The sequence below is a fragment of the Actinoplanes sp. NBC_00393 genome (genome assembly GCF_036053395.1).
Classification (GTDB): domain Bacteria; phylum Actinomycetota; class Actinomycetes; order Mycobacteriales; family Micromonosporaceae; genus Actinoplanes.
This window is the reverse complement of record NZ_CP107942.1, coordinates 9,996,106-10,020,980: the sequence shown is the minus strand read 5'-3', so window position 1 is coordinate 10,020,980 and position 24,875 is coordinate 9,996,106. Positions and strand designations below refer to the sequence as shown.

The 24,875-nt window shown below is 70.4% G+C and carries 32 protein-coding genes; 21 read left to right on the top strand and 11 right to left on the bottom strand.

What is annotated here, in order from left to right; genetic code table 11:
• Positions 1–4 precede the first annotated feature (4 nt).
• Complete coding sequence (locus OHA21_RS46555) at positions 5–355, bottom strand: VOC family protein (RefSeq protein ID WP_328466556.1); 351 nt, start codon at positions 353–355, stop codon at positions 5–7.
• A 120-nt stretch (positions 356–475) separates the two neighbouring features.
• Here OHA21_RS46555 and OHA21_RS46550 point away from each other — a divergent pair, with 120 nt between their 5' ends.
• From OHA21_RS46550 to OHA21_RS46515, 8 genes are all read left to right on the top strand, one after another.
• Positions 476–1,018 carry a DUF4388 domain-containing protein gene (locus tag OHA21_RS46550; protein WP_328466554.1) on the top strand — a complete coding sequence of 181 codons (543 nt, stop codon included), beginning with the start codon at positions 476–478 and terminating at the stop codon, positions 1,016–1,018.
• Positions 1,019–1,183: 165 nt separating this feature from the next.
• Complete coding sequence (locus tag OHA21_RS46545) at positions 1,184–1,531, top strand: hypothetical protein (protein ID WP_328466552.1); 348 nt, start codon at positions 1,184–1,186, stop codon at positions 1,529–1,531.
• A gap of 13 nt (positions 1,532–1,544) precedes the next feature.
• Positions 1,545–2,639, top strand: a complete 1,095-nt coding sequence (locus tag OHA21_RS46540; protein WP_328466550.1) for a DUF4388 domain-containing protein — start codon at positions 1,545–1,547, stop codon at positions 2,637–2,639.
• A 38-nt stretch (positions 2,640–2,677) separates the two neighbouring features.
• Positions 2,678–3,166, top strand: a complete 489-nt coding sequence (locus tag OHA21_RS46535) for a roadblock/LC7 domain-containing protein (protein ID WP_328466548.1) — start codon at positions 2,678–2,680, stop codon at positions 3,164–3,166.
• Positions 3,167–3,283: 117 nt separating this feature from the next.
• Positions 3,284–3,655 carry a hypothetical protein gene (locus OHA21_RS46530; RefSeq protein WP_328466546.1) on the top strand — a complete coding sequence of 124 codons (372 nt, stop codon included), beginning with the start codon at positions 3,284–3,286 and terminating at the stop codon, positions 3,653–3,655.
• Between the two features lie 95 nt (positions 3,656–3,750).
• Complete coding sequence (locus OHA21_RS46525; RefSeq protein ID WP_328466544.1) at positions 3,751–4,818, top strand: DUF2786 domain-containing protein; 1,068 nt, start codon at positions 3,751–3,753, stop codon at positions 4,816–4,818.
• Between the two features lie 81 nt (positions 4,819–4,899).
• Positions 4,900–6,285, top strand: coding sequence for an MFS transporter (locus OHA21_RS46520; RefSeq protein WP_328466542.1), 1,386 nt, complete (start codon positions 4,900–4,902; stop codon positions 6,283–6,285).
• Between the two features lie 178 nt (positions 6,286–6,463).
• Complete coding sequence (locus tag OHA21_RS46515) at positions 6,464–7,438, top strand: arabinan endo-1,5-alpha-L-arabinosidase (RefSeq protein WP_328466540.1); 975 nt, start codon at positions 6,464–6,466, stop codon at positions 7,436–7,438.
• Here the strand turns inward: OHA21_RS46515 and OHA21_RS46510 are convergent.
• The 5 genes from OHA21_RS46510 to OHA21_RS46490 all read right to left on the bottom strand — a co-directional run bounded on the left by OHA21_RS46510 (position 7,432) and on the right by OHA21_RS46490 (position 11,084).
• The gene (locus tag OHA21_RS46510) at positions 7,432–8,103 is read right to left on the bottom strand and encodes a response regulator transcription factor (RefSeq protein ID WP_328466538.1); all 672 of its coding nucleotides are present in this window, start codon (positions 8,101–8,103) and stop codon (positions 7,432–7,434) included. The two genes, OHA21_RS46515 and OHA21_RS46510, sit on opposite strands and share 7 nt — an antisense overlap.
• The gene (locus OHA21_RS46505; RefSeq protein ID WP_328466536.1) at positions 8,100–9,233 is read right to left on the bottom strand and encodes a sensor histidine kinase; all 1,134 of its coding nucleotides are present in this window, start codon (positions 9,231–9,233) and stop codon (positions 8,100–8,102) included. The genes OHA21_RS46510 and OHA21_RS46505 overlap by 4 nt, the downstream gene beginning before the upstream one ends.
• Positions 9,230–9,481, bottom strand: coding sequence for a hypothetical protein (locus tag OHA21_RS46500; RefSeq protein ID WP_328466534.1), 252 nt, complete (start codon positions 9,479–9,481; stop codon positions 9,230–9,232). Before OHA21_RS46500 ends, OHA21_RS46505 begins: the two co-directional genes overlap by 4 nt.
• 69 nt (positions 9,482–9,550) lie before the next feature.
• Positions 9,551–10,669, bottom strand: a complete 1,119-nt coding sequence (gene dusB, locus OHA21_RS46495; RefSeq protein ID WP_328478956.1) for a tRNA dihydrouridine synthase DusB — start codon at positions 10,667–10,669, stop codon at positions 9,551–9,553.
• Positions 10,670–10,733: 64 nt separating this feature from the next.
• A complete protein-coding gene (locus OHA21_RS46490) occupies positions 10,734–11,084 on the bottom strand; it encodes a hypothetical protein (RefSeq protein ID WP_328466532.1) in 351 nt (116 codons plus the stop codon).
• Positions 11,085–11,379: 295 nt separating this feature from the next.
• Between OHA21_RS46490 and OHA21_RS46485 the strand changes: the two genes are divergently transcribed.
• Genes OHA21_RS46485 through OHA21_RS46465 form a run of 5 tightly spaced genes read left to right on the top strand, consistent with a single transcriptional unit; the run spans position 11,380 to position 16,442 of the window.
• Complete coding sequence (locus tag OHA21_RS46485; protein WP_328466530.1) at positions 11,380–12,183, top strand: TnsA-like heteromeric transposase endonuclease subunit; 804 nt, start codon at positions 11,380–11,382, stop codon at positions 12,181–12,183.
• A complete protein-coding gene (locus OHA21_RS46480) occupies positions 12,180–12,752 on the top strand; it encodes a helix-turn-helix domain-containing protein (protein ID WP_328466528.1) in 573 nt (190 codons plus the stop codon). The genes OHA21_RS46485 and OHA21_RS46480 overlap by 4 nt, the downstream gene beginning before the upstream one ends.
• A complete protein-coding gene (locus OHA21_RS46475; protein ID WP_328466526.1) occupies positions 12,752–14,179 on the top strand; it encodes a Mu transposase C-terminal domain-containing protein in 1,428 nt (475 codons plus the stop codon). The genes OHA21_RS46480 and OHA21_RS46475 overlap by 1 nt, the downstream gene beginning before the upstream one ends.
• Positions 14,176–15,234, top strand: a complete 1,059-nt coding sequence (locus OHA21_RS46470; RefSeq protein ID WP_328466524.1) for an ATP-binding protein — start codon at positions 14,176–14,178, stop codon at positions 15,232–15,234. Before OHA21_RS46475 ends, OHA21_RS46470 begins: the two co-directional genes overlap by 4 nt.
• On the top strand, positions 15,231–16,442 hold the full coding sequence (locus OHA21_RS46465; RefSeq protein ID WP_328466522.1) for a TniQ family protein: 1,212 nt from the start codon (positions 15,231–15,233) through the stop codon (positions 16,440–16,442). The genes OHA21_RS46470 and OHA21_RS46465 overlap by 4 nt, the downstream gene beginning before the upstream one ends.
• A gap of 39 nt (positions 16,443–16,481) precedes the next feature.
• Here the strand turns inward: OHA21_RS46465 and OHA21_RS46460 are convergent, their stop codons facing one another.
• Positions 16,482–16,913, bottom strand: coding sequence for a DUF4259 domain-containing protein (locus OHA21_RS46460; protein WP_328466520.1), 432 nt, complete (start codon positions 16,911–16,913; stop codon positions 16,482–16,484).
• Between the two features lie 204 nt (positions 16,914–17,117).
• On the opposite strand from OHA21_RS46460, the gene OHA21_RS46455 reads away from it, so the two are divergent.
• Together OHA21_RS46455 and OHA21_RS46450 are read left to right on the top strand one after the other, a co-directional pair.
• Positions 17,118–17,600, top strand: coding sequence for an XdhC family protein (locus OHA21_RS46455; RefSeq protein ID WP_328466518.1), 483 nt, complete (start codon positions 17,118–17,120; stop codon positions 17,598–17,600).
• A 416-nt stretch (positions 17,601–18,016) separates the two neighbouring features.
• Positions 18,017–18,571, top strand: coding sequence for a DUF5317 family protein (locus OHA21_RS46450; protein ID WP_328466516.1), 555 nt, complete (start codon positions 18,017–18,019; stop codon positions 18,569–18,571).
• Here OHA21_RS46450 and OHA21_RS46445 read toward each other — a convergent pair.
• From OHA21_RS46445 to OHA21_RS46430, 4 genes are all read right to left on the bottom strand, one after another.
• Entirely contained in the window at positions 18,544–18,732 is a 189-nt protein-coding gene (locus tag OHA21_RS46445; protein ID WP_328466514.1) for a hypothetical protein, read from the bottom strand. The two genes, OHA21_RS46450 and OHA21_RS46445, sit on opposite strands and share 28 nt — an antisense overlap.
• A gap of 222 nt (positions 18,733–18,954) precedes the next feature.
• Entirely contained in the window at positions 18,955–20,334 is a 1,380-nt protein-coding gene (locus tag OHA21_RS46440; RefSeq protein WP_328466512.1) for a glycine--tRNA ligase, read from the bottom strand.
• Between the two features lie 69 nt (positions 20,335–20,403).
• Positions 20,404–20,910, bottom strand: a complete 507-nt coding sequence (locus OHA21_RS46435; RefSeq protein WP_328466510.1) for a hypothetical protein — start codon at positions 20,908–20,910, stop codon at positions 20,404–20,406.
• 16 nt (positions 20,911–20,926) lie between these two features.
• The gene (locus tag OHA21_RS46430; protein ID WP_328466508.1) at positions 20,927–21,268 is read right to left on the bottom strand and encodes an antibiotic biosynthesis monooxygenase family protein; all 342 of its coding nucleotides are present in this window, start codon (positions 21,266–21,268) and stop codon (positions 20,927–20,929) included.
• 33 nt (positions 21,269–21,301) lie between these two features.
• On the opposite strand from OHA21_RS46430, the gene OHA21_RS46425 reads away from it, so the two are divergent.
• Genes OHA21_RS46425 through OHA21_RS46400 form a run of 6 tightly spaced genes read left to right on the top strand, consistent with a single transcriptional unit; the run spans position 21,302 to position 24,867 of the window.
• The gene (locus OHA21_RS46425; RefSeq protein WP_328466506.1) at positions 21,302–21,556 is read left to right on the top strand and encodes a DUF6703 family protein; all 255 of its coding nucleotides are present in this window, start codon (positions 21,302–21,304) and stop codon (positions 21,554–21,556) included.
• A gap of 52 nt (positions 21,557–21,608) precedes the next feature.
• Entirely contained in the window at positions 21,609–22,532 is a 924-nt protein-coding gene (locus tag OHA21_RS46420) for a metal ABC transporter substrate-binding protein (protein WP_328466504.1), read from the top strand.
• On the top strand, positions 22,529–23,311 hold the full coding sequence (locus OHA21_RS46415) for a metal ABC transporter ATP-binding protein (RefSeq protein WP_328466502.1): 783 nt from the start codon (positions 22,529–22,531) through the stop codon (positions 23,309–23,311). Before OHA21_RS46420 ends, OHA21_RS46415 begins: the two co-directional genes overlap by 4 nt.
• Positions 23,311–24,180 (top strand): metal ABC transporter permease, encoded by an 870-nt coding sequence (locus OHA21_RS46410; protein ID WP_328466500.1) that lies wholly within the window; start codon positions 23,311–23,313, stop codon positions 24,178–24,180. The genes OHA21_RS46415 and OHA21_RS46410 overlap by 1 nt, the downstream gene beginning before the upstream one ends.
• Entirely contained in the window at positions 24,173–24,466 is a 294-nt protein-coding gene (locus tag OHA21_RS46405; protein WP_328466498.1) for an ArsR/SmtB family transcription factor, read from the top strand. The genes OHA21_RS46410 and OHA21_RS46405 overlap by 8 nt, the downstream gene beginning before the upstream one ends.
• Positions 24,463–24,867, top strand: a complete 405-nt coding sequence (locus OHA21_RS46400; protein WP_442875212.1) for a Fur family transcriptional regulator — start codon at positions 24,463–24,465, stop codon at positions 24,865–24,867. The genes OHA21_RS46405 and OHA21_RS46400 overlap by 4 nt, the downstream gene beginning before the upstream one ends.
• Positions 24,868–24,875: the final 8 nt, after the last annotated feature.

The following is a 24,875-nucleotide window of genomic DNA, read 5'->3' as shown; positions in this document are numbered from 1 at the left end:
CCGGTCACTTCCGGGAGCTCAGCACGCAGAACTCGTTGCCCTCCGGGTCGGCCAGCACCACCCAGCCGACGCCCTGCTGACCGATGTCGGCCTGCCGGGCGCCCATGTCCACCAGCCGCTCCACCTCGGCCTCCTGGTCGTCCGGGCGCAGGTCGATGTGCAGCCGGTTCTTCACCACCTTGGCATCGGTGACCGGCGTGAAGAGCAGACCGGGCAGCTCGTCCGGGGTGCGGCGGATCTCGACCTCGTCCGGGGTCTCGTTCACGATCACGTAGCCGAGCGCCTCGGCCCACCACTGTGCCAGCCGTGCCGGATCCTTCGCGTCCACCACGACCTGCTCCCACCGGACCGGCATGAAACCTCCCGAAATCGATAAATGGCGATCATGTTACGCGACCCGAGTGGGTGACACCGGGGCAAACAGCGCACCGGCCGTGCGACGACGCACCTCGATGCGTTCCCAGGATGACGTTCCGTGATTCCAGGTTCACCGGCGACCGCGTCGATGCGGCGCCTGCTCACCGAACTGGGCGAGTCGGGACGTACCGGCGCGCTGCACATTGGCGGCGCTCCCGGCGGGGTGCTCTACCTGACCGCCGGCCGCATCACCTACGCCGAGACACCGGCCCGTCCGGGTCTCGGTGAACGTCTCGTGTCCTCGGGGCGGCTGGCCCCGCACGCGTGGCGGACCGCCTACGCCGAGGGCCGCGGCACCCACCGGGTCGGCCGGGCCCTGCTCCGCGACGGCCGGCTCGGACAGAACGAACTGGCCCTGCGGGTGGTGGCGGTGATCGCCGACGCCACCCACGAGCTGCTGCAGCAGGCACACGCGCCGGCCCGTTTCGCACCCGGCGAACGGCACTGGCTCGGCGAGGTGGCCGGCGTGGAACTGGGGTCGCTCGGGCACCTGACGGCCGTACGGCTGCGGGCTGTTCCGGGCCCGCGGCGCCCGCGCTCCCGGCGGCCCGTAACGGCCGGCGGCATCCGGCGGGAACGACTTCCCGCAGGTGGACCATGACGCACAAAACGTGCGACTTGTCGTCGCAGTGTCACCGGAGGATGGCCCACGGTGGCGGCACGGGAAGCACCGGACGTCGCCAGGGCAACGGAGCCCGGTACGACCGGGAGCGACGAAGCGCTGAGGAGTGAAGTGCCCGGCGTCGATCACTGTCTACAGGAGGCCATGACGATCCCCGGCGCTGTCGGGGCCAGCATCGTCGACTACACCACGGGGTTCCCGGTCGCCACGACCGGAGCCGCCCCCAACGCCGACCACGAGGCCGCCGCAGCCGGCACGGCCGAGGTGGTCCAGGCCGCGAACAGCCGGTCGCTGTTCGTCTCGGCCATCCCGCACGACCTACTCGAAGACCTGATCATCACCACCGCCGGGGGCTACCACCTCCTGCGGATCGTGCAGACCGAGTTCGACAGCCGGCTGGTCCTGTACGTCTGGCTGGACCGGGTGCGCGGCAACCTCGCCGTGGCCCGCCGCCAGATGCAACGCCTCACCGACGAATTGGTCGCGACCTGAACGGGAGTACTAGGTGACCTCCACGAAGACCGCAACGCCCGGAAGCCTGCTGATGCAGGTCGCCGGCGAGCGGCAGACCGGAGCGCTGATGGTGGGTGGCCACCCCGGCGGCGCGGTCTACGTCTTCGAGGGCCGGATCATCTACGCCGAGTCACCGGCGGCGCCGGGCGTCGGCGCGCTGCTCACCTCCTCCGGGCGGCTCGCCGCGCGGACCTGGCAGAACGCGCTCGACCTGGGCACCTCAACGGCCCGGGTCGGGCGGCTGCTGGTCGAGCAGGGCCACCTCACCCAGGGCGAACTGGAACTCTGCGTGCTCACCGCGACCTACGACGCGGCGTACTTCGCGCTCAGCTCGCCGTCCGCCCCGGTGGACTTCCTGCCGGGCGCGACGCACTGGATCGGCCCGGTCGTGCACATCGACGCGACCGCCGTCGACCGCGAGGTGGGCCGCCGGGTCCGGCTGCTCGACGAGATCATCGCGAACCCGCGGATCGACACCGCGGCGGTCATCCCGGTCACCCGGGCGCCGCGGGAACGGGTCGTGCTGACCGCGCTCCAGTGGGAGCTGCTGGTGCATGCCGACGGCCAGCGTACCCCCGCTGACCTGGCTCTTCTGCTGGGCCGCGCGGGCTTCGCGACCATCCAGGAGCTACGGCGCCTCGCGGCGCTGGGTCTGATCGAACAGCCCGAGGTACGCCCGAACGACGCTCCCGACTTCGTCCGGCTGCCACAGCCGCGCGGGGCCGCCGCGCCGCTCGCCCGGTCGGCCCCGGACTCCCACGCTCGGCCGGCCCCGGCCCCGAATCCCCGGCCGGCAGCGGACCCGCTCGCCGGGCCGGCGCCGGACAACAGCGACGCGCCGACCGTACCGGTGATCAGCGGGGCGGAGCCCGTGCCCGTCCGCGCCAACCCGCCGAACAGCGACCCACCGCTGGCCCCGCCGTCCGGCGACAACAACGCGGGGGTGTACCGGCCACCCCGGCTGGCCCGCCGTAAACCCGGCGCCAAGCTCCCCAAGGAGATGGCGACCGAGAACCCGCCGGTGCACCAGGGCACCGACGAAGTCCTGCTCAAGCGCATACGCACCGCATTGAGGGCACTGCGGTGACGCGCGCACCCCCTTTCAGCCGAAGGAGCGAGGAACCCATGACGGTGGATCCGGCGGTACTCGAGGAGCTCGGCCGCCTGCGCAGCAAGGTGCCCGAACTCTCCGGCAGCGTGCTCGCCACCGCCGACGGGCTCGTCGTCGCGCACGATTCGCACGGCATGGAGCCGGACACCCTGGCCGCGCTGGCCGCGGCACACCTGGCACTGGCCCGGCGGTTCGCCCACGCGGTCAACCACGGCGAACTCCGGGAGTCGGTGGTGGAGTGCGACGGCGGCTACATCACGTCGTACGCCGCCGGCCCGAACGCGCTGCTCACCGTGGTCACCTCGGGTGACGCGAACCTCGCCATGGTCCATCTGGAGGCGCGTCGCTGCGTACGCCGCCTCATTCGCATCATGGCCCTGGAAGCCGCGCCGCAGATGCGGCCGGAGATCCCCACGCAGGCCGGTCCCTCGACCCCGCTGGCCCGGCGGACGCCGATGGCCACGCTGCCGAACGTCGGCCGCCGCCGCCAGGCGGCCGGCTGACCGGCAACCGATCCGCGGCTCAGCCGCACAGAGGCGTGGCATCCGCCATGCCGGACCCGGCGCCGACGTCCGCACCGGACGCGGCCCGCCACCCACCGCAACGGAGGAACGAATCCCATGACCGACATGGACACCTCGCTCAAGGAAATCATGGAGATCGACGGCTGCATCGGCGTCGCGCTCGTGGACCACACCAGCGGGATGGCCCTGGGCACCCTGGGCGGAGGCAAGGACCTCGACCTGACCGTCGCGGCAGCCGGCAACACCGATGTGGTCCGGGCCAAGCTGCGGGCGATGGAGATGCTCAACCTGTCCGAGAAGATCGAGGACATCCTGATCACCCTGGACACGCAGTACCACATGATCCGGCCGCTCACGAGCCGGTCCGGCAAGGGGCTGTTCCTGTATGTGGCGTTGCGCCGGGACCGCTCGAACCTGGCGATGGCCCGGCACCACCTGCGCCGCATCGAGAACGAGCTCGACGTCTGACCCCGGCGGCGTGATCGCCACCCCTGGCGGGGAGGGCCCGCACCGCCCTCCCCGCCCACGCCGGGCCATCTGACCGGCAACTACCATCTGCACTCATGACGGCCCGCGAGATCGTCGACCGCGTCCGGGCCGGAGAGATCGACCACGAGACAGCGCTCGACCTGCTGACCGGCGCGCCCGCCGCCGAGGTGGACACGGCGCTTCAGGCGGCGCTGACCGAGCAGTTCGAGCGCCTGTTCCGCAACGGCTGGCAGCCCCTCGAGCTGCACCGGGCGGTCGCCCGCCGAGGGAACCCGGTCCAGGCCCGGCTGGTCGCCGAGGCGGCGACGGCGTTCCTGCGGGGCAAGGAGCCGGTGGACGAGCGCTGGCGCGAGCAGATCCCGAAATATCAGGAGAAGCGGCACGATCGGATCGCGGTCCTGGACGCGTCCCTCGACCTGCTGTGCGAGCTGCGCCGGCTCCCGGCCATCGAGATCCTGGTCCCGCCGCCCGGCACCCCGCTCACCAAGGTGCCGCACCACGGCGACGAGCGCATCCTCGGGCGGGTGCGGGCGCTGCTGGCCAAGGCGGAGGCCACCGACTTCCCGGCCGAGGCGGAGACGTACAGCGCCAAGGCCCAGGAGCTGATCACCCGGTACCGGATCGAGGAGGTCACCGCGCCGGCGGTGGACGTCACGCCGTTCGCCCGCCGGATCGGGGTGGATCATCCGTACGAGAGCGAGAAGGCCAGCCTGCTCGACGCGGTGGCCCGGGCCAACACCTGCCGCACGGTCTGGTCGCCGGAGCTGGGCTTCAGCACGATCTTCGGCTTCGACTCCGACATCGATGCGGTCGAACTGCTCTACACGTCACTGTTGGTGCAGGCCAACCGGGCGATGACCCGGGACGAGCCGGCCCGCGGCAAAGCCCGGGTGAAGGCGTTCCGGCGGTCGTTCCTGGTCGCGTACGCGATCCGGATCGGCGAACGGCTCCGCCAGGCGACCGAGCGTGAGTTCGCCGGTCACGGCGACCTGCTGCCGGTGCTGCGCAAACGGGAGATCCAGGTGGACGCGGCGATGGACAAGGCGTTCCCGCGCACGGTCCGGGCCCGCGGCCGGCGGGTCTACAGCCTGGAAGGCTGGGAGTCCGGCCGGGCAGCAGCGGACGAGGCCGAATTGCGTTGACGGTTGCGGCAGACTGGGGGCATGCACCCGATTTGACGCTGACAACGGCTGTTCCACGCGGTGTGTGCCCTCGAGGAGGGCGTGCTTCTCTACCCGGTCTACGCGCTGCTCTTCGCCGACACCGGGCTCACGACCGCCGAGATCTCGTCGCTGTTCGCGATCTGGTCGGTGGTCTCCTTCGTGTGCGAGATCCCGGCCGGCGCCCTCGCCGACGTCTGGTCCCGTAAGCGGCTCTACGCGCTCGGCCAGCTCATCACGGCAGCCGGTTTCGCCTGCTGGCTGATCTGGCCCGCCTATCAGGGCTTCGCGCTCGGCTTCGTCCTGTGGGGCGTGGGCGGCGCGCTCAGCTCCGGCACGCTGGAAGCGCTCGTCTACGACGAACTCGGCGAATCCACCGCATACGCCCGGCTGATCGGCCGCTCCGGCACGGTCGCCCTGCTCGCGATGCTCGTCGCGACGCTGCTGGCCACTCCCGCCTATACGGCCGGCGGCTACCTCCTGGTCGGCCTGGCCAGCATTGTGACGGTCGCCGTGGGCGGCTTGCTCGCGCTTCGCCTCCCCGAGAAACCCCGCCCCGGTACGAGCGACGCGTCCCCGACCGGCGACCCCGGCACCGTGGGCGGTGGCGGGGCCGGCACGGCGAGCGGAATCGGCACGGCTAGCGAGTCCGGCGCGGCCGGCGAGACCGGCGCGGCGAGCGAGACCGGCGCGGCGAGCGAGACCGGCGTGGCGAGCGAGACCGGCGCGGCGAGCGAGACCGGCGCGGCGAGCGAGACCGGCGTGGCGAGCGAGACCGGCGCGGCCAGCGAGACCGGCGCGGCGAGCGAGACCGGCGCGGCGAGCGGGGGCGAGACCGGCACGGCGGGCGGTGGCGAGGCCGGCACGGCGAGCGGCGGTGAGGACGAGCCGGGTGGCTATCTGGCGATGCTGCGGGCCGGGCTGCGCGAGGTGAGCGGCAGCGGCCGGGTGGCGCGGGTGCTGCTCGTCAGCGCCGCCGTGCCCGGGTTCAGCGCGCTGGACGAGTACCTGCCGCTTCTCGCCCGGGAGAAGGGTTCGCCCACTTCGGGCGTACCCCTGGTGTTCGCCCTGATCGCCCTGGCAATGGCGGCCGGCAGTGCGCTGGCCGGCCGGATCCCGCCGACCTCGTCGCGTCCGCTAGCCGGCGCGCTGGCGCTGGCCGCCGCGCTGCTGGCGCTCGGCTCGCTGGTCCCGCACCTGGCCGGCATGGCCGCGGTGGCGGTCGCCTTCGGCCTGCTCCAGTTCGCCATGGTGCACGCCGAGACCCGCCTGCAGGAGAGCATCACCGGACCGGCCCGCACCACCGTCCTGTCGATCAGCGGCTTCGCCGCCGAGGTGTGCGCGGTCGCCCTTTACGCCGCGTTCGCCCTACCGATCTCCCTCCCGCTGCTGTTCAGCATCGCGGGCGTCCCACTGCTGGCCACGGCTCTGCTCGCCGCCCGCCGCTGACCGCCACCCTCGCTGCCACGGACCCGATTCTGCCCGGCCGGTACGACATTTTTTCGTTGTGCGCACGGCGCCGGCGCATCTACTGCGATGCCGGCCCCGGACTTTTTCCGGCAGCGCGAGCAACCTTTTCAGCGCTGCAAGAAACGTACGGGGCATCCCCATCGAAAGGCGATCCCCAATGCTCCGCAAGACGCTCCTGGCCGGAGTGACCGGCCTGCTGGCAGTGGCGGCCAGCGTGTACGGCCTGAAGATGGCCGACGCCGCGACCTACCCGAACCCCGGCGCGGTCACCGGTTCGACGTTCGCCCACGACCCGACCATGGTGAAGCGACCCACCGGCGGTTACCTGCTCGCCTACACGGCGCCGGGCATCGGGCTGAAGACCTCGTCGGACCGGACCCGGTTCACCGACGCCGGGAAGGCCTTTCCGAACGGCACGCCGTGGGCCGACCCGTACACGAACGGTGACACCAACCTGTGGGCGCCGGACATCTCGTACCACGGCGGCAAATACCTGATGTATTACTCGGCCTCCACGTTCGGCTCGAGCAAATCGGCGATCTTCCTGGCCGGCAGCACGACCGGCGCGGCCGGCACGTGGACGAACTACGGCAAGGTCATCGAAAGCACGACCAGCAGCGGGTTCAACGCGATCGACCCGAACCTGACCGTCACCCCGGCCGGCGAGTGGTACCTGAGCTTCGGCTCCTTCTGGTCCGGCATCAAGATGGTCAAGCTGAACCCGTCGACCGGCAAGCGGGCGGACAGCACGATCCACCACCTCGCCGAGCGGTTCGTGAACAGCAAGTCGGTCGAGGCGCCGCACATCTACTACCGCGGCGGCTACTACTACCTCTTCGTCGCGTTCGACTTCTGCTGCAAGGGCGCGTCCAGCACGTACCGAACGATGGTCGGCCGCTCCAAGTCGATCACCGGCCCGTACGTGGACCGGGCCGGCACCGCGATGACCGCGGGCGGCGGCACCGAGATCCTCGCCTCGCACGACGCCGTGCACGGCCCGGGACACCCGGCGGTCTTCGGCGACACCGACGCTGACGTGCTGGTCTACCACTACTACACGGCTGCGGGTGACGCCCGGCTCGGGATCAACCTGCTCCGCTGGGACTCGTCCGCCTGGCCGGTCGTCTACTGATCAGATCCGCCGCGACCGAGGCCGTGCCGGGTCGCGTACCCGGCCGCCTCGGTTCGGTTGCGGGCCCCGATCTTGGCGAACGCGTTGTTGATGTGCGTCTTCACGGTCGTCTCCGCCACGAACAGGGCCGCCGCGATCTCCGCGTTGGTCCGGCCGTGGGCGATCTGCCCGAGCACCTCGGCCTCGCGCTGAGTGAGCCCGTCCGGCAACCGGTCGGCGGGCGGGGGCGTCGCCGGCCGTCTCATCGCATCGGCCAGCCGGGCCGCGACCACCGGGTCGAACAGCGAGTGCCCGGCCGCCGCGGCCCGCAACGCCATCCCGATCTCGGTCCGCCCGGCGTCCTTGGTCAGATAACCGCGTGCGCCGGCCGCCAGCGCACCGGCGATCGAGTCCTCGTCGGCGTACGTGGTGAGCACGACCACGGCCACGTCGGGGAACTGCTCCCGGACCCGGGCGGTGGCGGTGATCCCGTCCAGAACCGGCATCCGCAGATCCATCAGGACGACGTCCGGCCGGTGCTCGGCGACGAGCTCCAGGGCCCGGGCGCCGTCCGCAGCCGATCCGACGACCTCGACACCGTCGGTGAGCTCCAGCAGGGCGGTCAGCCCCTCCCGGACCAGTTGCTGGTCATCGACGACCAGCACCCGCAGCAGCGTGTCCGTCACGATGGCACCTCCACGGTCACCCGCCAGATCTCGCCGGCCCGGCCGGCCGTCACCGTGCCGCCGACCAGGGCGATCCGCTCCCTGGCTCCGGTCAGGCCGTGTCCGCCCGTACCCCCGCTGTTGTCGTCAGCCGGCGCCGGATTGTCCACCGTGAGCCGCACCGCCGCCGCGCCATGATCCAGGGTCATCGCGATCGGCGCGCCCGGCGCATGCCGGGCCGCGTTGGTGAGCGCCTCGCGCGCCACCCGCAGCAGCGCGACCTCCGCGCCGGGTGACAGCGCGCGAGGGCAACCATCGGTGCGCAGGGTGATTTCCACCCCATGATCGGTACGGTGACCGTCCACCAGGTCGGCAAGTGCTCGCGACAGCGATGGCACATCCTCCCGCAACGCGGCCACCGCCGAACGCGCCTCGGTCAGCCCGTCGGCGGCCAGCTTCCGGGCCCGGCGGACCCGTGCGGCGGCGCCCTCGACATCACCCTTCTCGGTCAGCTGCGCCTCGGCCACCTCCAACTGCACGCCGAGCGCGCCGAGCGAATGGGCCAGCACGTCGTGCAGCTCACGGGCGATCCGGGTCCGCTCGTTCAGCGCCGCGGCCCGGGCCTGGGCCTCCTGCATGCGCGAAGTCTGCTCCAGCAGCAGCGCGGTCTGCTCGGCACGCAGCCGGTACTCACGCCGGTGCAGGCTGAAGAGCACCAGCACGGCGATCAGCGCGGGCTGCGTCAGCATGGCCGCCGGCCCGCGGCCGGCGAGCCACAGGCCGGTCAGCAGAACCACCAGGACGGTTGCGGTGAGCACGAGGATGGCCCACATCGGGGTACGCGGAAGCAGGACGAAGGTGAACAGCGCCGCATAGAGGTAGAGCAGCGCGTGCGCGTCCTCGGGCAGTCCGGCCACGGTCGCCGGAAGGACCGCCGCGCAGGCCAGTGCGGTCCGCGCGAGCCGGGGCCACCGCCGGTCGGCCACCAGGAAGAGGGTCCAGCAGGCCAGGGCACCGGCGAGCACCGGACGCACGCCCGGACTCGCCGGTCCCGCGGTCAGGAAAGCCCAGAGCAGCAGCGCGCTGAGCACGATCCGGACCAGCCAGCCGGTCTCCGGGTCGTCCGCCCGGAGCCTCTCGCGCAGGGTCAACCTTGCTCCCCCACCAGGGTCAGGATCAGGTCGATCATCAACAGACGGTAGGCGACGAACGCGAGGCCCGCCACGCCGAGTATCACCAGAACGGCGATGATCGCGCGGCCGGTGACCCGTCCGCCGTCCCGCTCGATGACCTTGCCGATGACCTGACCGGCGAGCCGGGTGCTCCGGTTGCCCTCACGGTCACCGGTCAGGACGTAGTTGACGGCGCTCGTCTTCTTGTTGCGTTCGCGTTCGGTCATACCCGGAAAGCTACGAACCGGACGGGGTGGACCGGCACCTTCGGAGGGTGGAGATCCGGGTGGAGCCGCTCAGCCGCCGGACTCGTCGGTCTCGGCGCCCTCCGGGACGGTGTCGTCGTCCCGGCTGTCCAGCCAGCCGTGCGGCAGGGACACCTTGCCGGGCGCGTTGACCCGGCCGCGCGGCTGGCCCAGCGCCTCGGCCGGGAACGGCACCGCCGGGTCCAGCTTGGCGAGCAGGTCGTCCAGCTCGGCGAGCGACGAGATCATCGCCAGGTTGCGGCGCAGCTCGCCGCCGACCGGGAAGCCCTTCAGGTACCACGCGACGTGCTTACGGAAGTCCGCACAACCGTGCTTCTCGTCCTCCAGCGCCTCGACCAGCAGCTGCGCGTGCCGGGAGATGATCTTCGCGACCTCACCGAGGGTGGGCAGCACCGGACGGTAGTCGGCGCCCTGGGTGAACGCGGCCTCCAGGTCGGCGAAGAGCCACGGTCGGCCGAGACAGCCACGGCCGACCACCACGCCGTCGACACCGGTGTGCTCGACCATCCGCAGCGCGTCCGAACCCTCCCAGATGTCGCCGTTGCCGAGCACCGGCACGTCGAGGGCCTGCTTCAGGGTGGCGATCGCGTCCCAGTCCGCCTTGCCGGAATAGCGCTGCTCGGCGGTGCGGGCGTGCAGGGCCACCGCGGCCACGCCGGCATCCTGCGCGGCGAGGCCTGCTTCCACGTACGTCAAATGGTCTTCATCGATGCCCTTGCGCATCTTGATCGTGACCGGGATGCCGTAGGGCTTCGCGGCCTCCACCGCCTGGCCCACGATCCGGGCGAAGAGCCGGCGCCGCCACGGCAGAGCCGACCCGCCGCCGCGCCGCGTCACCTTCGGCACCGGGCACCCGAAGTTCAGATCGATGTGATCGGCGAGGCCGTCCTCACCGATCATCCGGACCGCGGCCGCCGTGACGTCCGGGTCCACGCCGTAGAGCTGCAGGCTGCGGAAACCCTCGTCCTCGGCGAACGCGATCATCTTGAGCGTCTTGGGAATCCGCTCGACCAGCGCCCGCGTGGTGATCATCTCGCAGACGTAGACGCCGCCGCCCTGCTCCCGGCAGAGACGCCGGAACGCCACGTTGGTGATCCCCGCCATCGGGGCGAGCACGACAGGCGGGTTGACGGCATGGTCGCCGAGCATGAGCGGTGCGGTCACGCGCTCTAGGGTGACACGCCCCGCCCGTCTGCTCCGAATCGCCCGCTCGTTACCGTCCGCCCTCGCGGTCGATCAACGTGTCGAGCATGCCGATGATCTGCTCCACGCCGTCCTTGAGCGTGTGCGTGCTGAGAGTGAGATGCGCAAGCGCCGCGGCGTGCTCCTTGTGCATCGCCGTATGCCGGTCGAGCGTCGCAGTATGCCGGTCGAGCGTCGCGGTGTGCCGGTCGAGCGTCGCGGTGTGCTCGGACTGGGTCTTCGCCAGAGCCTTGAGAAGCTTGTCCTGGCCCCGCAGTTTCTCGGTGATGTCGGCGAGGTCGCGGTCCCGACCGGCCCGGAGCCTCTTCTGCTCGGCGATGTCGCGCTTCTGCTCGGCGATGTCGCGCTTCTGCTCGGCCACGTCGTGCTCCAGTCGGGTGACGCGCTCTTCAAGGGTGGGCATCGGTGCCTCCGGAGTGAAGGGTAGTCGCTCAACGAGCCGCCCGTTGAGCTCTCGCTGCGCATGACTATAGGCGCTGAGCCAGTTGTCGAGCGACCCCGAGAATCTGGCAGAGTTGTCAGGTTCGCTCGAACCTTGCGGCGTCCGGACTTACCCTGCGGATGATCTTGCGGGGTCCGGAGACAGGTTGCGGATTCACTCGGACGTGCCGGGCCGGTGACGCGGCTAGGTCGATGCGGCGGTTGATGCTGGGGGCATGGCCGTCGATTCGTCGATGGGTGCAGCTGTGGCGTTAGCGGCCGGACGGGCCGGTGCGCCGGTTCCGCTTGGTCGTGTGCAGGGCGGCTTTGAGATCGGCTTCCTTGCGGAGGACGGCACCGATTGCCGGGTCGCGCTGAAGCAGGCGTGGCAGTGCCGGTTGGAGTGGTGTCGGCCGGTACGGCAGTTTCCGCAGTACAAAGGGCAGCGGCATTTCCCGGGCCGGTGGTGGACGGCGACGATGGGCTGCCATGTCGGGTACGAGTCGTGGCTGGAACGTGATCACCTGATGCTGCTGGATTTCGACCCGGCGGTTGTCGCGGTGGCCTCGCAGCCGTTCTGGCTGTTCTGGACGATGGAGCAGGGGAAGGCTCGGTCGCACGTGCCGGATTACTTCGCGCGGCTGGTCGATGGCAGCGCTGTGGTGGTCGACTGTCGCCCGGCCGACCGCATCCGGCCGAGGGACGCCGCCGCGTTCGCGGCCACCCGCGATGCTTGTGATCAGCTCGGATGGCACTACCGCGTGGTGGGTGCCACGGATGTCGTTCTGACCCGCAACGTTCGCTGGCTGGCTGGTTACCGGCACCCTCGGCACCGGGTGCCTGCGGTCGCGGAAGCGTTGCAGCGGGTCTTCGTGCAGCCGGCTGCTCTGATGGCCGGCGGCGAGGCGGTTGGCGACCCGATCGCCGTGCTGCCGACGTTGTTTCATCTGCTGTGGCATCGCGAGTTGCTTGCTGACCTGTCGATGTCTTTGCATCCGGACACCACGGTCCGGGCCGCCGCAGCGGGGGTGCCCGCATGAACGTCTCGGGGTCCGCGCTGCGGCTGGGTGACTGGGTGCGGTTCGACGGCGACGATCATCAGGTGGTCGGGCTCAACGGCACTGCCGTGCGTCTTCGCTGTTCCGCAGGGGCCGAGCAGGTGCTGTTGATCGGATATCTGCTGGGTGCGTCAGACTTTTGCGTCGCCGGAACTGACCGAATCTCGGAAGTGGAGCCGTTCGGTCTGCTCGACTCGCTACCTGACGATGTCCTCGCCACGGCCAGGTGCTGGGAGCGTCACGTCGTGGAGGTCGAGACCGGGCTGCCGCCAGACGCGCCACCCGACGCGACGCCGAAGGTTGAGTACGACCCGATGAGGCACGGCCTGGCCGAGCGGCAGCGGGCCAAAGCGGCCGAGTTGGGCGTCAGCTACCGCACGATCGAGGGTCGCCGGTCTCGCTATCTCGCCCACGGGCTCTGGGGGTTGGTCGACCGAAGGGCAGTGCGGGCCTGGGCGGTTACGGGTCGCGCGGACGCCCGGCTGGTTGAGCGGTTCGCGAGATTCTCGCCGAGGAGACGGACGCATCGACCGGTACTCGGTCACGGTTGATGCGGCGGGTGGTCAAGCGGGTCGAGCAGATTCACGGGCCGGGGGTGGTGCCGTTACCCGGCCGGACGGCGTTCTACCAGTTGGTGGACCGGTTGTCCGAGGGCAGGCACACGTTCGGGTCGGCGGTGACGCGTCGGCAGATGGCCAATCGGCCGGCCGGGCCGTTCACTCCGACGTTCGCCTACCGGCCGGGTGAGCAGGTCCAGATCGACTCCACCCCGATCGACGTGATGGTGCTGCTCGACGACGGATTGCCGGTCCGGGCCGATCTGACCTTGGCGGTTGATGTCGCTACCCGCACGATCGGCGCCGCGGTGTTGCGGCCGGTCGGCACCAAGGCCGTCGATGCCGCGCTGCTGCTGGCCAAGATGCTCGTCCCTGAGCCGATGCGTCCGGGTTGGGCGAACGCGCTGCGGCTGTCCGCGTCCCGGATGCCCTATGCGCGGCTGGTCGACATCGATGCCCGGATGCGGGAGGCGGCGGCTCGGCCGGTGATCGTCCCGGATCAGATCGTCATCGACCACGGCCGGGTGTTCGTCTCGCAGACCTTCGTCCGGGCCTGCGAGCGGCTCGGCATCTCCGTCCAGCCGGCACGCAAGGGCACCCCGACCGACAAGGGCGTCGTCGAGGCCACGAACGCGGCGGTGAAGACCTTGTTCGCGCAGCACGTCGCCGGCTACACCGGCGGCAACCCGACCCTGCGCGGCCGCGACGTCACCGGCGAGTGGACCATCGGCGAGTTGCAGGACCTGCTCGACGAATGGCTCATCGCCGGCTGGCAGCACCGGCCGCACGACGATCTGCGGGACCCGCATCAGCCTCGGCGGATCCTCACACCGAACGAGAAGTACGCGACGCTGGTCGCTGCGGCCGGCTACCTGCCGCTGACCTTGACCGGCGAGGACTATCTCGAACTGCTGCCCGTTTCCTGGCGGCGGATCACCGACGAGGGCATCCGGATCGACAACCGCACCTACGACGACGCGGCCCTCAACCCCTACCGGCGCCAGCGTTCCGGGATCACGGCGAGACAGAACCGGTGGGAGGTCCACTACGACCCCTACGACGTCTCCCAGGTCCACATGCGCACCCCGGACGGCTGGATCACCGTCGCGTGGACCCACCTGCCGATGGTGTCCGCGCCGTTCGCCGACTTCACCTGGCGCCACGCCCGCCGCCTGGCCGGCACCGCAGCAACCGAGGCCGAGATCGCCCGGATCCTCGACGGGCTGCTCACCCGCGCGCAGCAAGGACCGGACAGAGCCGGCGCCCGTGTCACCGCCCGCACCCGCGCCGGGCAGGCCGCTCACCGACCCCTGTTACCGGAACCTGCCCCGCCGGAGGGCGCGAGCACCGCCCGGCCGGGCACCGAAGTCGTCGCGTTCGGCGTCTTCGACGCCGATGCAGAAGCAGAGAAGTGGCTATGAGCCTCGCCCCAGACGGTGGCGTGTTCGCGCCGGACGAACCGCCGACGACCAAGGAAGGCTGGCGCCGGTTCGTCGACTACCAGCCGCATCCACCCGCATTGCTCACTACTGAGCAAGCCCTGCAGCTCAGCGGTGAGCAACGGGCCGCGCACGACGAAAGACGTCATGACTACCATGCCGAACTACCGCTGGTGCACACCCCGACGATCCGGCAAGTGCTCAACACCGGCCGGCTGCTGATCCAGCTCAACCGGCGGCAAGTCTCCGCCCGGCGCGGCCTGATCCTGTCCGGCGCCTCGGGCACCGGCAAGACCACCGCGCTGACCCAGTTGGGGCGCACCCACGAACGCGCCGTCCGCAAGCGGCAGCCGTCGCTACCGCACCGGTTGCCGGTCGCCTATGTCACCGTCCCGCCGGCGGCCACGGCCCGGATGCTCGCCAAGGAGTTCGCCCGCTTCTACGGCCTGGCGTTCACCGACCACACCAACAACATGGCGGACATCGTCAACGCCGTCTGCACCACCGCGACCCGCACCGGCATCAACCTGGTTCTGGTCGACGAGATACACAACATCAGCCTCGCCACCCGCACCGGCGCCGAGGTGTCCGACCAGCTCAAATACTTCGCCGAGCGGCTGCCCGCCACCTTCGTCTACGCCGGTATCGATGTCGAAGCCCAAGGCTTGTTCACCGGCGTCCGCGGCCGGCAGATCGCAGGACGATTCACCCTCATCGGCTCGGCGCCGTTCGCCTACGGCACCGCCGAGCAACGGGCGGCCTGGCAGTCACTGATCGCCACCCTTGAAGCGATGCTGCGACTGCACCGTCACATCCCCGGCACGCTCGTCGCCCTGGACGAATATCTCTACCGCCGCACCGCCGGCATGATCGGCAGCCTGTCCCAGCTGATCCGCGGCGCGGCCATCCTCGCCATCGAGAACTCCACCGAACAGATCACCCGCGAACTGCTCGACACGGTCCCCGTCGACTACGCCGCCGAACGCAGCCATGTCACGCCCGCAACACGATCCAAGACCCGGCCCAAGTCCGCATGATGCGCTCGCGCCTCCCCATCGCCGTCGGCCCCGCGCACTGCGAAACCGTCACCTCCTACCTCAGCCGGCTCGCGACCCTGCACGCCATGCCCTTGCGTCTGCTCTGGCGGCAGGTCAGCCAGCCTCGCAACAACAGGACCCTCACCCGCATCGTCGTCGCCGAGCAACTCGCCGAGGTCACCGGCCACCCGATCGGCCGGCTCCGCAACGCCCTCATCGAGCTGCGCCACCCACAGCCCGACTGGTCGAGCATGCGCACCGAGCCGCAACGCGGCTGCCCTCGTTGCACCAGCCGCCATCCCGGCGGCCAGGTTCTGCAACTGCTCCCACACCACCGCTACGTCTGCCCCCACCACCACATCTGGATCGGCCCCCCGGATCTGGTCACTCTGCCCCTGGCCAACCTGGACACCGAACCCGCCATCGTCGCCGCTCAGCACGCCCACCTGCGGCTACTGCGCCGGCTCGGTCCCGTCGCGACCCATGACGCCGTCCTGACCGCGTTCCTCGTCTGCGGACATCGGTGGATGAACCCACCCAGCAGCACCACCGACGTCTGGCATCACTGGAACCACCGGCTCCACCGCATGATCCCGCCCGGCACCGAAGTCCGGCTCTTCAGCACCTCCCGCCTGTTCGCGGCGACCTATCCCGAAGTCATCGCGCTGGCCGCCCTCATCGGCTCGCCCTACTGGCGTCGGCTCGCCGCCGCCGACATCCGCCACCAGCGCCGCTTCACCGACGAGATCGCCCAGCGACTCGGCGACCCCCTCTACCGGCCCCGCGTCGCCAACGACCCTCTCGCGAAGTGGATCCACGAAGACTGCTGGCGTCTGCCGTCCCCACCGGCCAGCACCTACGAAACCGAGCACGACTTCGGCGGCGGAGCACCCCGCAAGGTCAGCTCCGCCATCATGAAACGTCACGCCAGCAGCCTCGCGTGGTTCACCAGCAACCGCTCAACCGGCCAACTCGGCCGGATCATGATCAGCCACCGTCACCTCGGACCGGTGATCATGCGCGGCCGCTCACCAACCCCACAGCACTTCGTCGGCTTCCTCTACAGCAGCCACAACACGAAGCAGTTCAACGTCCACCACGAGTCAGAGCACCCGACACACCGACGCCGGGTCGTCAAATCAGCCCAATACATCCGCACCGAACCCGCACCCACCGACTACCTCGACACGCTCACCAACAGCCACTGAACGGCGTATCCCGTAATCAGACACCGGCCGGTTCGAGGGCTACGCCAGGCCACCTTCAGTGAGAACCTGCGACAACGCATTGATCGTGTCGACTGCTTCAGCAGCGTCGCCCGGATCCGTCCACCCCTGATGCCAAGGACGCCCAGGGCCAGCAACGAACAACAGCGCGTCGAGCGCTGCCGGCGCCAACTCCGGCGCAGGCCGCGGCAGCCGGACATCCGAGGCAAGCTCCTCGTCAGCCAACTCTTCGCTGAATCCTTCCCCGCCCGAAAGACTTGCCGCGACCACCGCCACGGCGGCAACGACCTGATCCGGGAAGAAGTCCCGCCAGAGCAGCTCAGGCTTGTCCTTGACGAACTTGAACATGTGCTCCAGCGCTGCGGCGCGCCGCTCAGGCGCCCGTTCGGCCAGTTCTTCGAGGAAGTCCACGGCCCCATCGCTAGCGAACGCACCCGTCCCGAACGTTCCCATGCCCGCCGCCCTTCCTCGATCCGAACCCGAGCCTCGCCGAAGCCACGAGATCATCTCACCTACCGGCGCGCCCCGCCCTCAGACGAAATCCGCAACGTGAATCCGGACAACCAGCTTCGCTGCCGTCCGGACCTACCTTGCGGGTCGCTGGTCAAGGCCCGGTCCATCCGCAAGGTTCAAACGGACGCGACAAGAGTCAATGGCATGGGTGATGAGGTGAGTCCGCGGCGGCTGGTGGCCGTCTTCGCATCGCCGGTCGCTGAGGCGCTGCTGCGTTTCGGCAGTGAGCTCGGCTTTCAGACCGTGCTCGTGGAGCCGGATCCGACCCGGCTGGGCGGGACGCCGCGGCCGCACGGGGACACCTTCGTGGGCGACCTCGCGGCTGCCGAGCTGGACGAGCACACCGACGTCGTGCTGACCGACCACCACCGCAATGAGATCGGGGCCGTTCTCGAGGAGACCCTGGAGCGGCCGACCCGGTGGATCGGCATCGTGGGCAACCCGCGGCACGAGGGTCCGCACGTGGCGGCGCTACGGGAGCTGGGTGTGGCGGACGAGCAGATCGCGCGGGTTCGGCGGCCGATCGGGTTGAACATCGGTAGCCGTACCGGGCCGGAGATCGCCGTCGCGATCCTGGCCGGGCTGATCGCCGACCGCAATGACCGGCCCGGCGGGTTCGAGTTCTGATCCGCAAGAATGCGCAACGCGCATTCGCTCCTTATTGAATAGCTCTTGGTCTATTCACGCGCGCATTACCGAATGCCTAATGTATTCCCCATAAGGAAAACCAAGAACCGATAAAGGGGAATACATCATGAAACGAATCGCTCGCGCGACGGTGCTGCTCGCCGGCCTCGCCACGCTGATCTACACCATCGGCGCCCCGCACCTCAGCATCGGCTGAGCGTCATGAAGCGATTGATCCATGCCGCCTTTCTGCTGGCCGGCATCGCCACGCTGATCTACACGATCGGCGCCCCGCACATCAGCACCGGCTGACTGGAGAAGACCATGAAGCGAATGATCCGTGCCGCATTCCTGCTCGCCGGCCTCGGCACCCTCGTCTACACGATCGGCGCGCCCTACCTCAGCGGCGGCTGACGATGGCCGCTCTCATGCTGGCGCCGCTGCTGCTCGCCGTGCCCGCCGGTTATCTCGCCGGCGGGCGGCTGCGGCATCTGATCCACGTTCCGCTGCGGCACGCGTGGCTGCTGTGGCTGGCAGTCGGGCTGCAGTTCCTGCAACTGCGTCATGTCCGTCCCGGGTTCTCGCTGCTGATCCCGGTGTTCGGCCTGGTCTTCGCATTCCTGCTGGGCAACCTGCGCGGACGCGGCCGCGGCCTGCAACTGGCCGTCGGCGCGGTGCTGACCGGCGGGGCGCTGAACGCGGCGGCGATCGCCTCGAACGGGCGCATGCCGCACACCGCCGAGGCGCTTCGGGCCGCCGCCGCCCTTCCGGCCGATCCCACGGCCGCCAAACACTTCGTCGCTGACGCCGGCACCCGGCTGCTGTGGCTCGGCGACGTGATCCCGGTGCCGGCGATCCACGGCGTCATCTCGATCGGCGACATCGCCCTGCTGCTGGGCGCGGCCGGCATCGTCGTGGCCGGCATGCGAGGCAGTGCTGCGCGTCAGCCGTCGCGACGCTCGACGACGTAGTGGCCGCCTTTGCGGCTGAAGGCGTTCCACAGGTTGAAGGCGATGATCGCGATGCCGAAGATCAGCCAGAACGCCAGGAATCCCCAGTTGCCGGTGCGGCTCGTCTGGATCGCGCCGAAGACCAGGATCCCGGCGCCCACCACCGCACCGGCGACCGCCATCGGCCGTCCGCCCGGCATCCGCACCGGTTGCGGCTCGTCGCCGGTCGCCGCGGTAGCGCGGGGCGGGCCGAAGCCCTGCGCCGCGGTGGCGCGGGGCCGGCCGAAGCCCCTGCGCCGCGGTAGCGCGGGGCCGGCCGATGCCCTGGACCAGCGGCTTGCTGGGGCGCAAGACGGAGCGGGGCATGGCCCACGCCATGCCCCGCATCGTCATCGATCAAACTGTCAGCAACCGGGCAGGCGCTTGATCAGGTAGTCCTCGATCTGGTCCAGCGACACCCGCTCCTGCTTCATGGTGTCGCGGTCGCGCACGGTCACCGCGTTGTCGGTGAGGGTGTCGAAGTCGACCGTGACGCAGAACGGCGTACCGATCTCGTCCTGGCGCCGGTAGCGGCGCCCGATCGCCTGCGAGTCGTCGAACTCGACGACCCAGCGCTTGCGCAGGTTGGCCGAGAGCTCGCGCGCCTTCGGCGACAGCTCGGGGTTGCGCGAGAGCGGCAGCACGGCGACCTTGACCGGCGCGAGCCGGGGGTCGAACCGCATGACCGTACGCTTGTCGACCCCACCCTTGGTGTTCGGCGCCTCGTCCTCGTCGTAGGCCTCGAGCAGGAACGCCAGCACCGCGCGGGTCAGGCCGGCCGCCGGCTCGATCACGTACGGCACCCAGCGCTCGCCCTTCTCCTGGTCGAAGTAGGAGAGGTCGACCCCGGAGTGCTTGGAGTGCGTCGACAGGTCGAAGTCGGTGCGGTTCGCGATGCCCTCGAGCTCGGCGAACTCGCTGCCGCCGAACTGGAAGCGGTACTCGATGTCGACGGTCCGCTTCGAGTAGTGCGAGAGCTTCTCCTTCGGGTGCTCGAAGAAGCGCAGGTTGCTCTCGGACAGACCCAGGTCGCGATACCAGTCCCAGCGCTGCTGCAGCCAGTACTCGTGCCACTCCTCGTCGCTGCCGGGCGCGACGAAGAACTCCATCTCCATCTGCTCGAACTCGCGCGTACGGAAGATGAAGTTGCCCGGGGTGATCTCGTTGCGGAAGCTCTTGCCCACCTGGGCGATGCCGAACGGCGGCTTCTTGCGGGCCGCGGTCGCCACGTTGTTGTAGTTGACGAAGATGCCCTGGGCGGTCTCGGGCCGCAGGTAGTGCAGGCCTTCGGCGCTCTCGGTCGGGCCGAGGTAGGTCTTCATCAGGCCGTTGAACATCTTCGGCTCGGTGAAGGTGCCCTTGTTGCCGCAGTTCGGGCAGTTCAGCTCCTGGAGCGAGGACGGGAGCGAGCCGTGCTTCGCCTCCCACGCCTCCTCCAGGTGGTCGGCCCGGAACCGCTTGTGGCAGGACTGGCACTCGGTCAGCGGGTCGACGAACGCGTCGAGGTGACCGGAGGCGGCCCAGACGTCGCGGGACAGGATGACGGCGGAGTCCAGGCCGACGATGTCGTCACGCTGCTGGACCATCGTGCGCCACCACTGCCGGCGGACGTTCTCCTTCAGCTCCACGCCGAGCGGACCGTAGTCCCAGGCCGAGCGGGTTCCTCCGTAGATCTCGCTGGAGGGGAAGACGAAGCCGCGGCGCTTGGCCAGGCTGACGACGCTGTCGATACGGTCGGCAGGCATGTTCGGTTTCCTCCTACGCCGGCTGGGTGTCGGCGGGGAAATTCGTAGGTGACGGGACGAAAAGCGAGATTACTCCCCGAGCTCGCACACCTCGAACGCGCCCGTCGAAGTGTTCTGCGCCACCTCGGCCTGCAGGGTGGCCACGTCGCCGTCGGTGTAGGTCACCCGGACCGGGACGGTGAACGTGTACGAGTTGAAATCGCCGACCTGGAACGACCGGAACGGCTCGCTCGCGCTCATCCGCTCCGTGTACTCGGCGCGGCTCTCCTCGTCCTTCGAGTCCTGGCACAACTGCCGGTACGCCTTGTCGAAGTCGCGGTCCTGCACCGCTTCGAGATACCGGCTCACCACGACGGTGGTCTGCTCGTTGAGAGCCTCCTGACCCGCAGTCCCCAGCCCCCACAGCGCAGCCGCGCCGCCGCCGCAGACCAGCAGCAGCACCCCGCCGCCGATGCCGAAGCCCAGGCCGATCCGCCGGCCCTTGCCCTCGACCGGGGGCGCCGGGAAGGGCGGGTGCACGCCGGGACCGGGCGGGGGCGGCGGAATGGACCCGGGGTAGGGCGGCGCCGTGCTCATGTTTTCAGCCTAGTGCTCACCGCCACGGATCCGCGGCCCGGTCACTGGCGGTGATCACCACCTGCTCGCCGGGAGCGGCCTCGGCCAGGGTCTCGAAGGCCGACGGCTCGTCGAGCGACACCGCGAGCAACGGGGTGGCGTGCACCTTGACGTCGAAGTTGCCGAGGGCACGCCGGTAGGCTCCCACCGACTCCCACTCGGTGACCAGGGTCCAGGCGGACGGGTCCTCCAGGGCCCGGGCGAGCCGGCCGGAGCGGTATCCCGGACAGCGCGCCAGGGCCGCGAGCGCGGCATGCGCCTGCTCGCGGAATCCGTCCTGCGTGTCCGGTGGGACCTGGAAGCGGTTGAGCACCAGCATGTGACGAGGGTACGCACGCGACAGGAGCCGCCAGTGACACCGTCCGACCATTTCATGCGCCGCCTCTCGCGAGTGAGCCCGACGGCGGCGTTCGTCGGCGCGCTCGTGCTGCTCCTGGCCGGGCTCTTCCTGCCGGGCATCATCGGCGCCCTGCTGCTCGGGGTGCTGGCCGCCGGTCTGGGCGCTCTGACCTTCACCACCTGGCCGGTGCAGTCGCCGCCGACCCGGGTCATCCGGGTGGTCCTGCTCACCCTGCTGGTCGTGGCGGCGGTGTCGAAGGCGCTGTGACGAATCCATGCGCTTTTGACAATCATTGTCATTATCGACGACAGTTGCTGGCATGATGCGCCGCCTGCTACCCGCCCTGTTCCTTCTGGTTGCCCTGACCGGCTGTGGCGGGACGGCGAGCGACGACGGCAGACTTGCCGTCGTGACCGCCTTCTACCCGCTCCAGTTCGTCAGCGAGCGGGTCGGCGGCGACGTCGTCAGCGTCTCCAACCTCACCAAGCCCGGCGCGGAGCCGCACGACGTGGAGCTGACCGCGCAGCAGGTGGGCGAGATCACCGAGTCCGGCCTGGTGGTCTATCTGAGCGGTTTCCAGCCCGCGGTGGACGACGCGGTGAAGCAGAACGCCGGTGACCGCGCCTTCGACGCCGGCTCCGTGGTGGAGCTGTTGACCGCCGAGGCCGCGGACGCCCACGCCCACGAGGGCGAGGCCGAGGAGGCGCACGCCGAGGAGAGCGGCGCCACCGACCCGCACGTCTGGCTGGACCCGACCCGGCTGGCCACCATCGCGGAGAAGCTGGCTGAGCGGCTCGGCCAGGCCGATCCCGACCACGCGGCCGACTACACCGCCCGGGCCGCCGCCCTGCGCACCGAGCTGACCACCCTGGACGGCGAGTTCACCGCGGGGCTGAAGACCTGTGCGCGGCGTGAGCTGGTGACCAGCCACACCGCGTTCCACTACCTCGCCGACCGGTACCAGCTGACCCAGATCGGCATCACCGGCATCGACCCGCAGGCCGAGCCCTCCCCCGCCCGCCTCGCCGCGGTCGCCGAGGAGGCCAGGGAGCACGGCGCCACCACGATCTTCTTCGAGACGCTGGTCAGCCCGAAGGTCGCCGAGACCATCGCGAGCGAGGTGGGCGCCACCACCGCGGTGCTGGACCCGATCGAGGGCCTGACCGACGAGAACGCTGACTACTTCACCGTGATGCGCGCCAACCTGGCCGCGCTCACCAAGGGCCTGGGGTGCACCTCATGACAGTTGTCGAAGTACGGCACGGGGCCGCCGGATACGACGGCCGGGAGATCCTGCGGGACGTGTCGCTGAGCGTGGCCGCCGGCGACGTGGTCGCGATCCTCGGTGCCAACGGATCCGGCAAGTCCACCCTGATCCGCACCGTGCTGGGGCTGGTGCCGCTGCTGCGCGGCGAGATCGAGCTGTTCGGGACGCCGCAGCGCCGGTTCCGGCAGTGGGCCCGGATCGGGTACGTCCCGCAGCGTCTGGGCGCCGGCAGCGGCGTACCGGCCACGGTCGGGGAGGTGGTGGCGTCCGGGCGGCTGGCCCGGCGCGGCATCTTCCGGCTCCCCGGGGCCGCCGACAAGGCCGCGGTCCGCGACGCGCTCACCGACGTCGGCCTGCTGGACCGGATCGACGACCCGGTCGCCACCCTCTCCGGCGGCCAGCAGCAGCGCACCCTGATCGCCCGCGCCCTGGCCGGCAAGCCGGACCTGCTGGTGCTCGACGAGCCGAACGCCGGCGTGGACGCGGCCAGCCAGGAGGCGTTCGCCGCGGCGCTGACCCGGTTCGCCGGCAACGGCGGCACGATCCTGCTGGTGCTGCACGAGCTGGGCCCGCTGCGGCCGCTGATCGGCCGGGCCGTGGTGGTGCACGACGGGCGGATCGCGCACGAGGGGGCGCCGCCGGAGCCGGCCGGGCACCACGCCGAGCCGGACCACGACCACGTGCATCCGCATGCCGACGAGGTCAAGGCGGGCATCTGCGAGTGGGCGCCCACCGAGGGAGCGAAGACGTTCTGATGGAGCTGCTGGCGTACCCCTTCATGCTCCGCGCCCTGGCCGGCGCCCTGATCATCGGCCTGACCGCGCCGGCGCTGGGTATCTACCTGGTGCAGCGGCGCCTGTCCCTGATCGGGGACGGGATCGGCCACGTCGCGCTCACCGGCGTCGGGGTGGGCCTGCTCACCAACAACTCGCCGGTGCTGACCGCGGTGCTGGTCGCCACGATCGGCGCGGTCGGTGTCGAGCTGATCCGCGAACGCGGCCGCACCTCCGGCGACCTGGCGCTGGCGCTGCTCTTCTACGGGGGCATCGCGGGCGGTGTGGTGCTGGTCGGCCTCTCCGGCGACAAGAGCAACACCAACCTGATGCAGTACCTGTTCGGGTCGCTGATCACCACGTCGCCCGGGGACATCGCGGTGATCGGCGGTCTGGCCGCGGCGGTGCTGGTGGCGATGCTGCTGCTCCGGCCGGCGCTGTTCGCCCTCTGCAACGACGAGGAGTACGCCCGGGTCAGCGGCCTGCCGGTGCGTACGCTCAACATCCTGCTCGCGGTGACCACCGCGGTGACCGTGACCATCGCGATGCGCACCGTCGGCCTGCTGCTGGTCTCCGCCCTGATGGTCGTCCCGGTCGCCGCCGCCCAGCAGGTCACCCGCGGCTTCCGGACGACCATGGCGGCCGCGATGCTGATCGGCCTGGGCTCGGCCGGCCTCGGCGTTCTCGTCTCGGCCGAGGCGGACACCGCACCGGGCGCCACCACGGTCCTGATGGCCCTGCTCGCGTTCCTCGTCACGACGATCGGTGGGATGATCCGGCGGAACCTGCGCCGCCGGCAGACCCGCCCGCCGGTGACCGCCGAACCTCCGGATGTGGTGCTGCATGGCTGACGGCTACGAGGCGTACGAGTCGGCGGGTGCGCTGCTGCGCGCCCTCTCCGCGCCGATCCGGGTGGCGATCGTGGTGGAACTGGGCGACGGCGAACGATGCGTGCATGATTTGGTGGCGAAGTTGGGCGCCCCGCAGCCGCTGGTCTCCCAGCACCTGCGGGTTCTGCGTGGCGCCGGTGTGGTGCGGGGTGTGCGGCGCGGCCGGGAGATCGCATACTCCCTGGTGGACGAACACGTCGCCCACATCGTCACCGACGCCGTGAGCCACGCCAGGGAGAGCCGATAGTGAACCCGGACCAAGCCCCCCGCAACACCAAGCAGCGCAGCGCGGTCAGCGCCGTCCTCGCCGAGACCGAGGGCTTCCACAGCGCGCAGGACCTGCACGCGATGCTGCGGGACCGGGGCGAACGGGTCGGGCTGACGACGGTGTACCGGACGTTGCAGGGCCTCGCCGACGCCGGGGAGATCGACGTGATGCGCCCGCCCGGCGGTGAGCACCTGTACCGGCGGTGCAGCCAGGGGCATCACCACCACCTGGTGTGCCGTTCCTGCGGGCGGACCGTCGAGGTGGCCGGCCCGGCGGTCGAGTCCTGGGCCGACAAGGTGGCCGGTCAGCACGGCTTCGTCGACGTCTCGCACACGTTGGAGATCTTCGGGACATGCCCGGAGTGCGCCGCGAAGAGCTGAATGGGAAC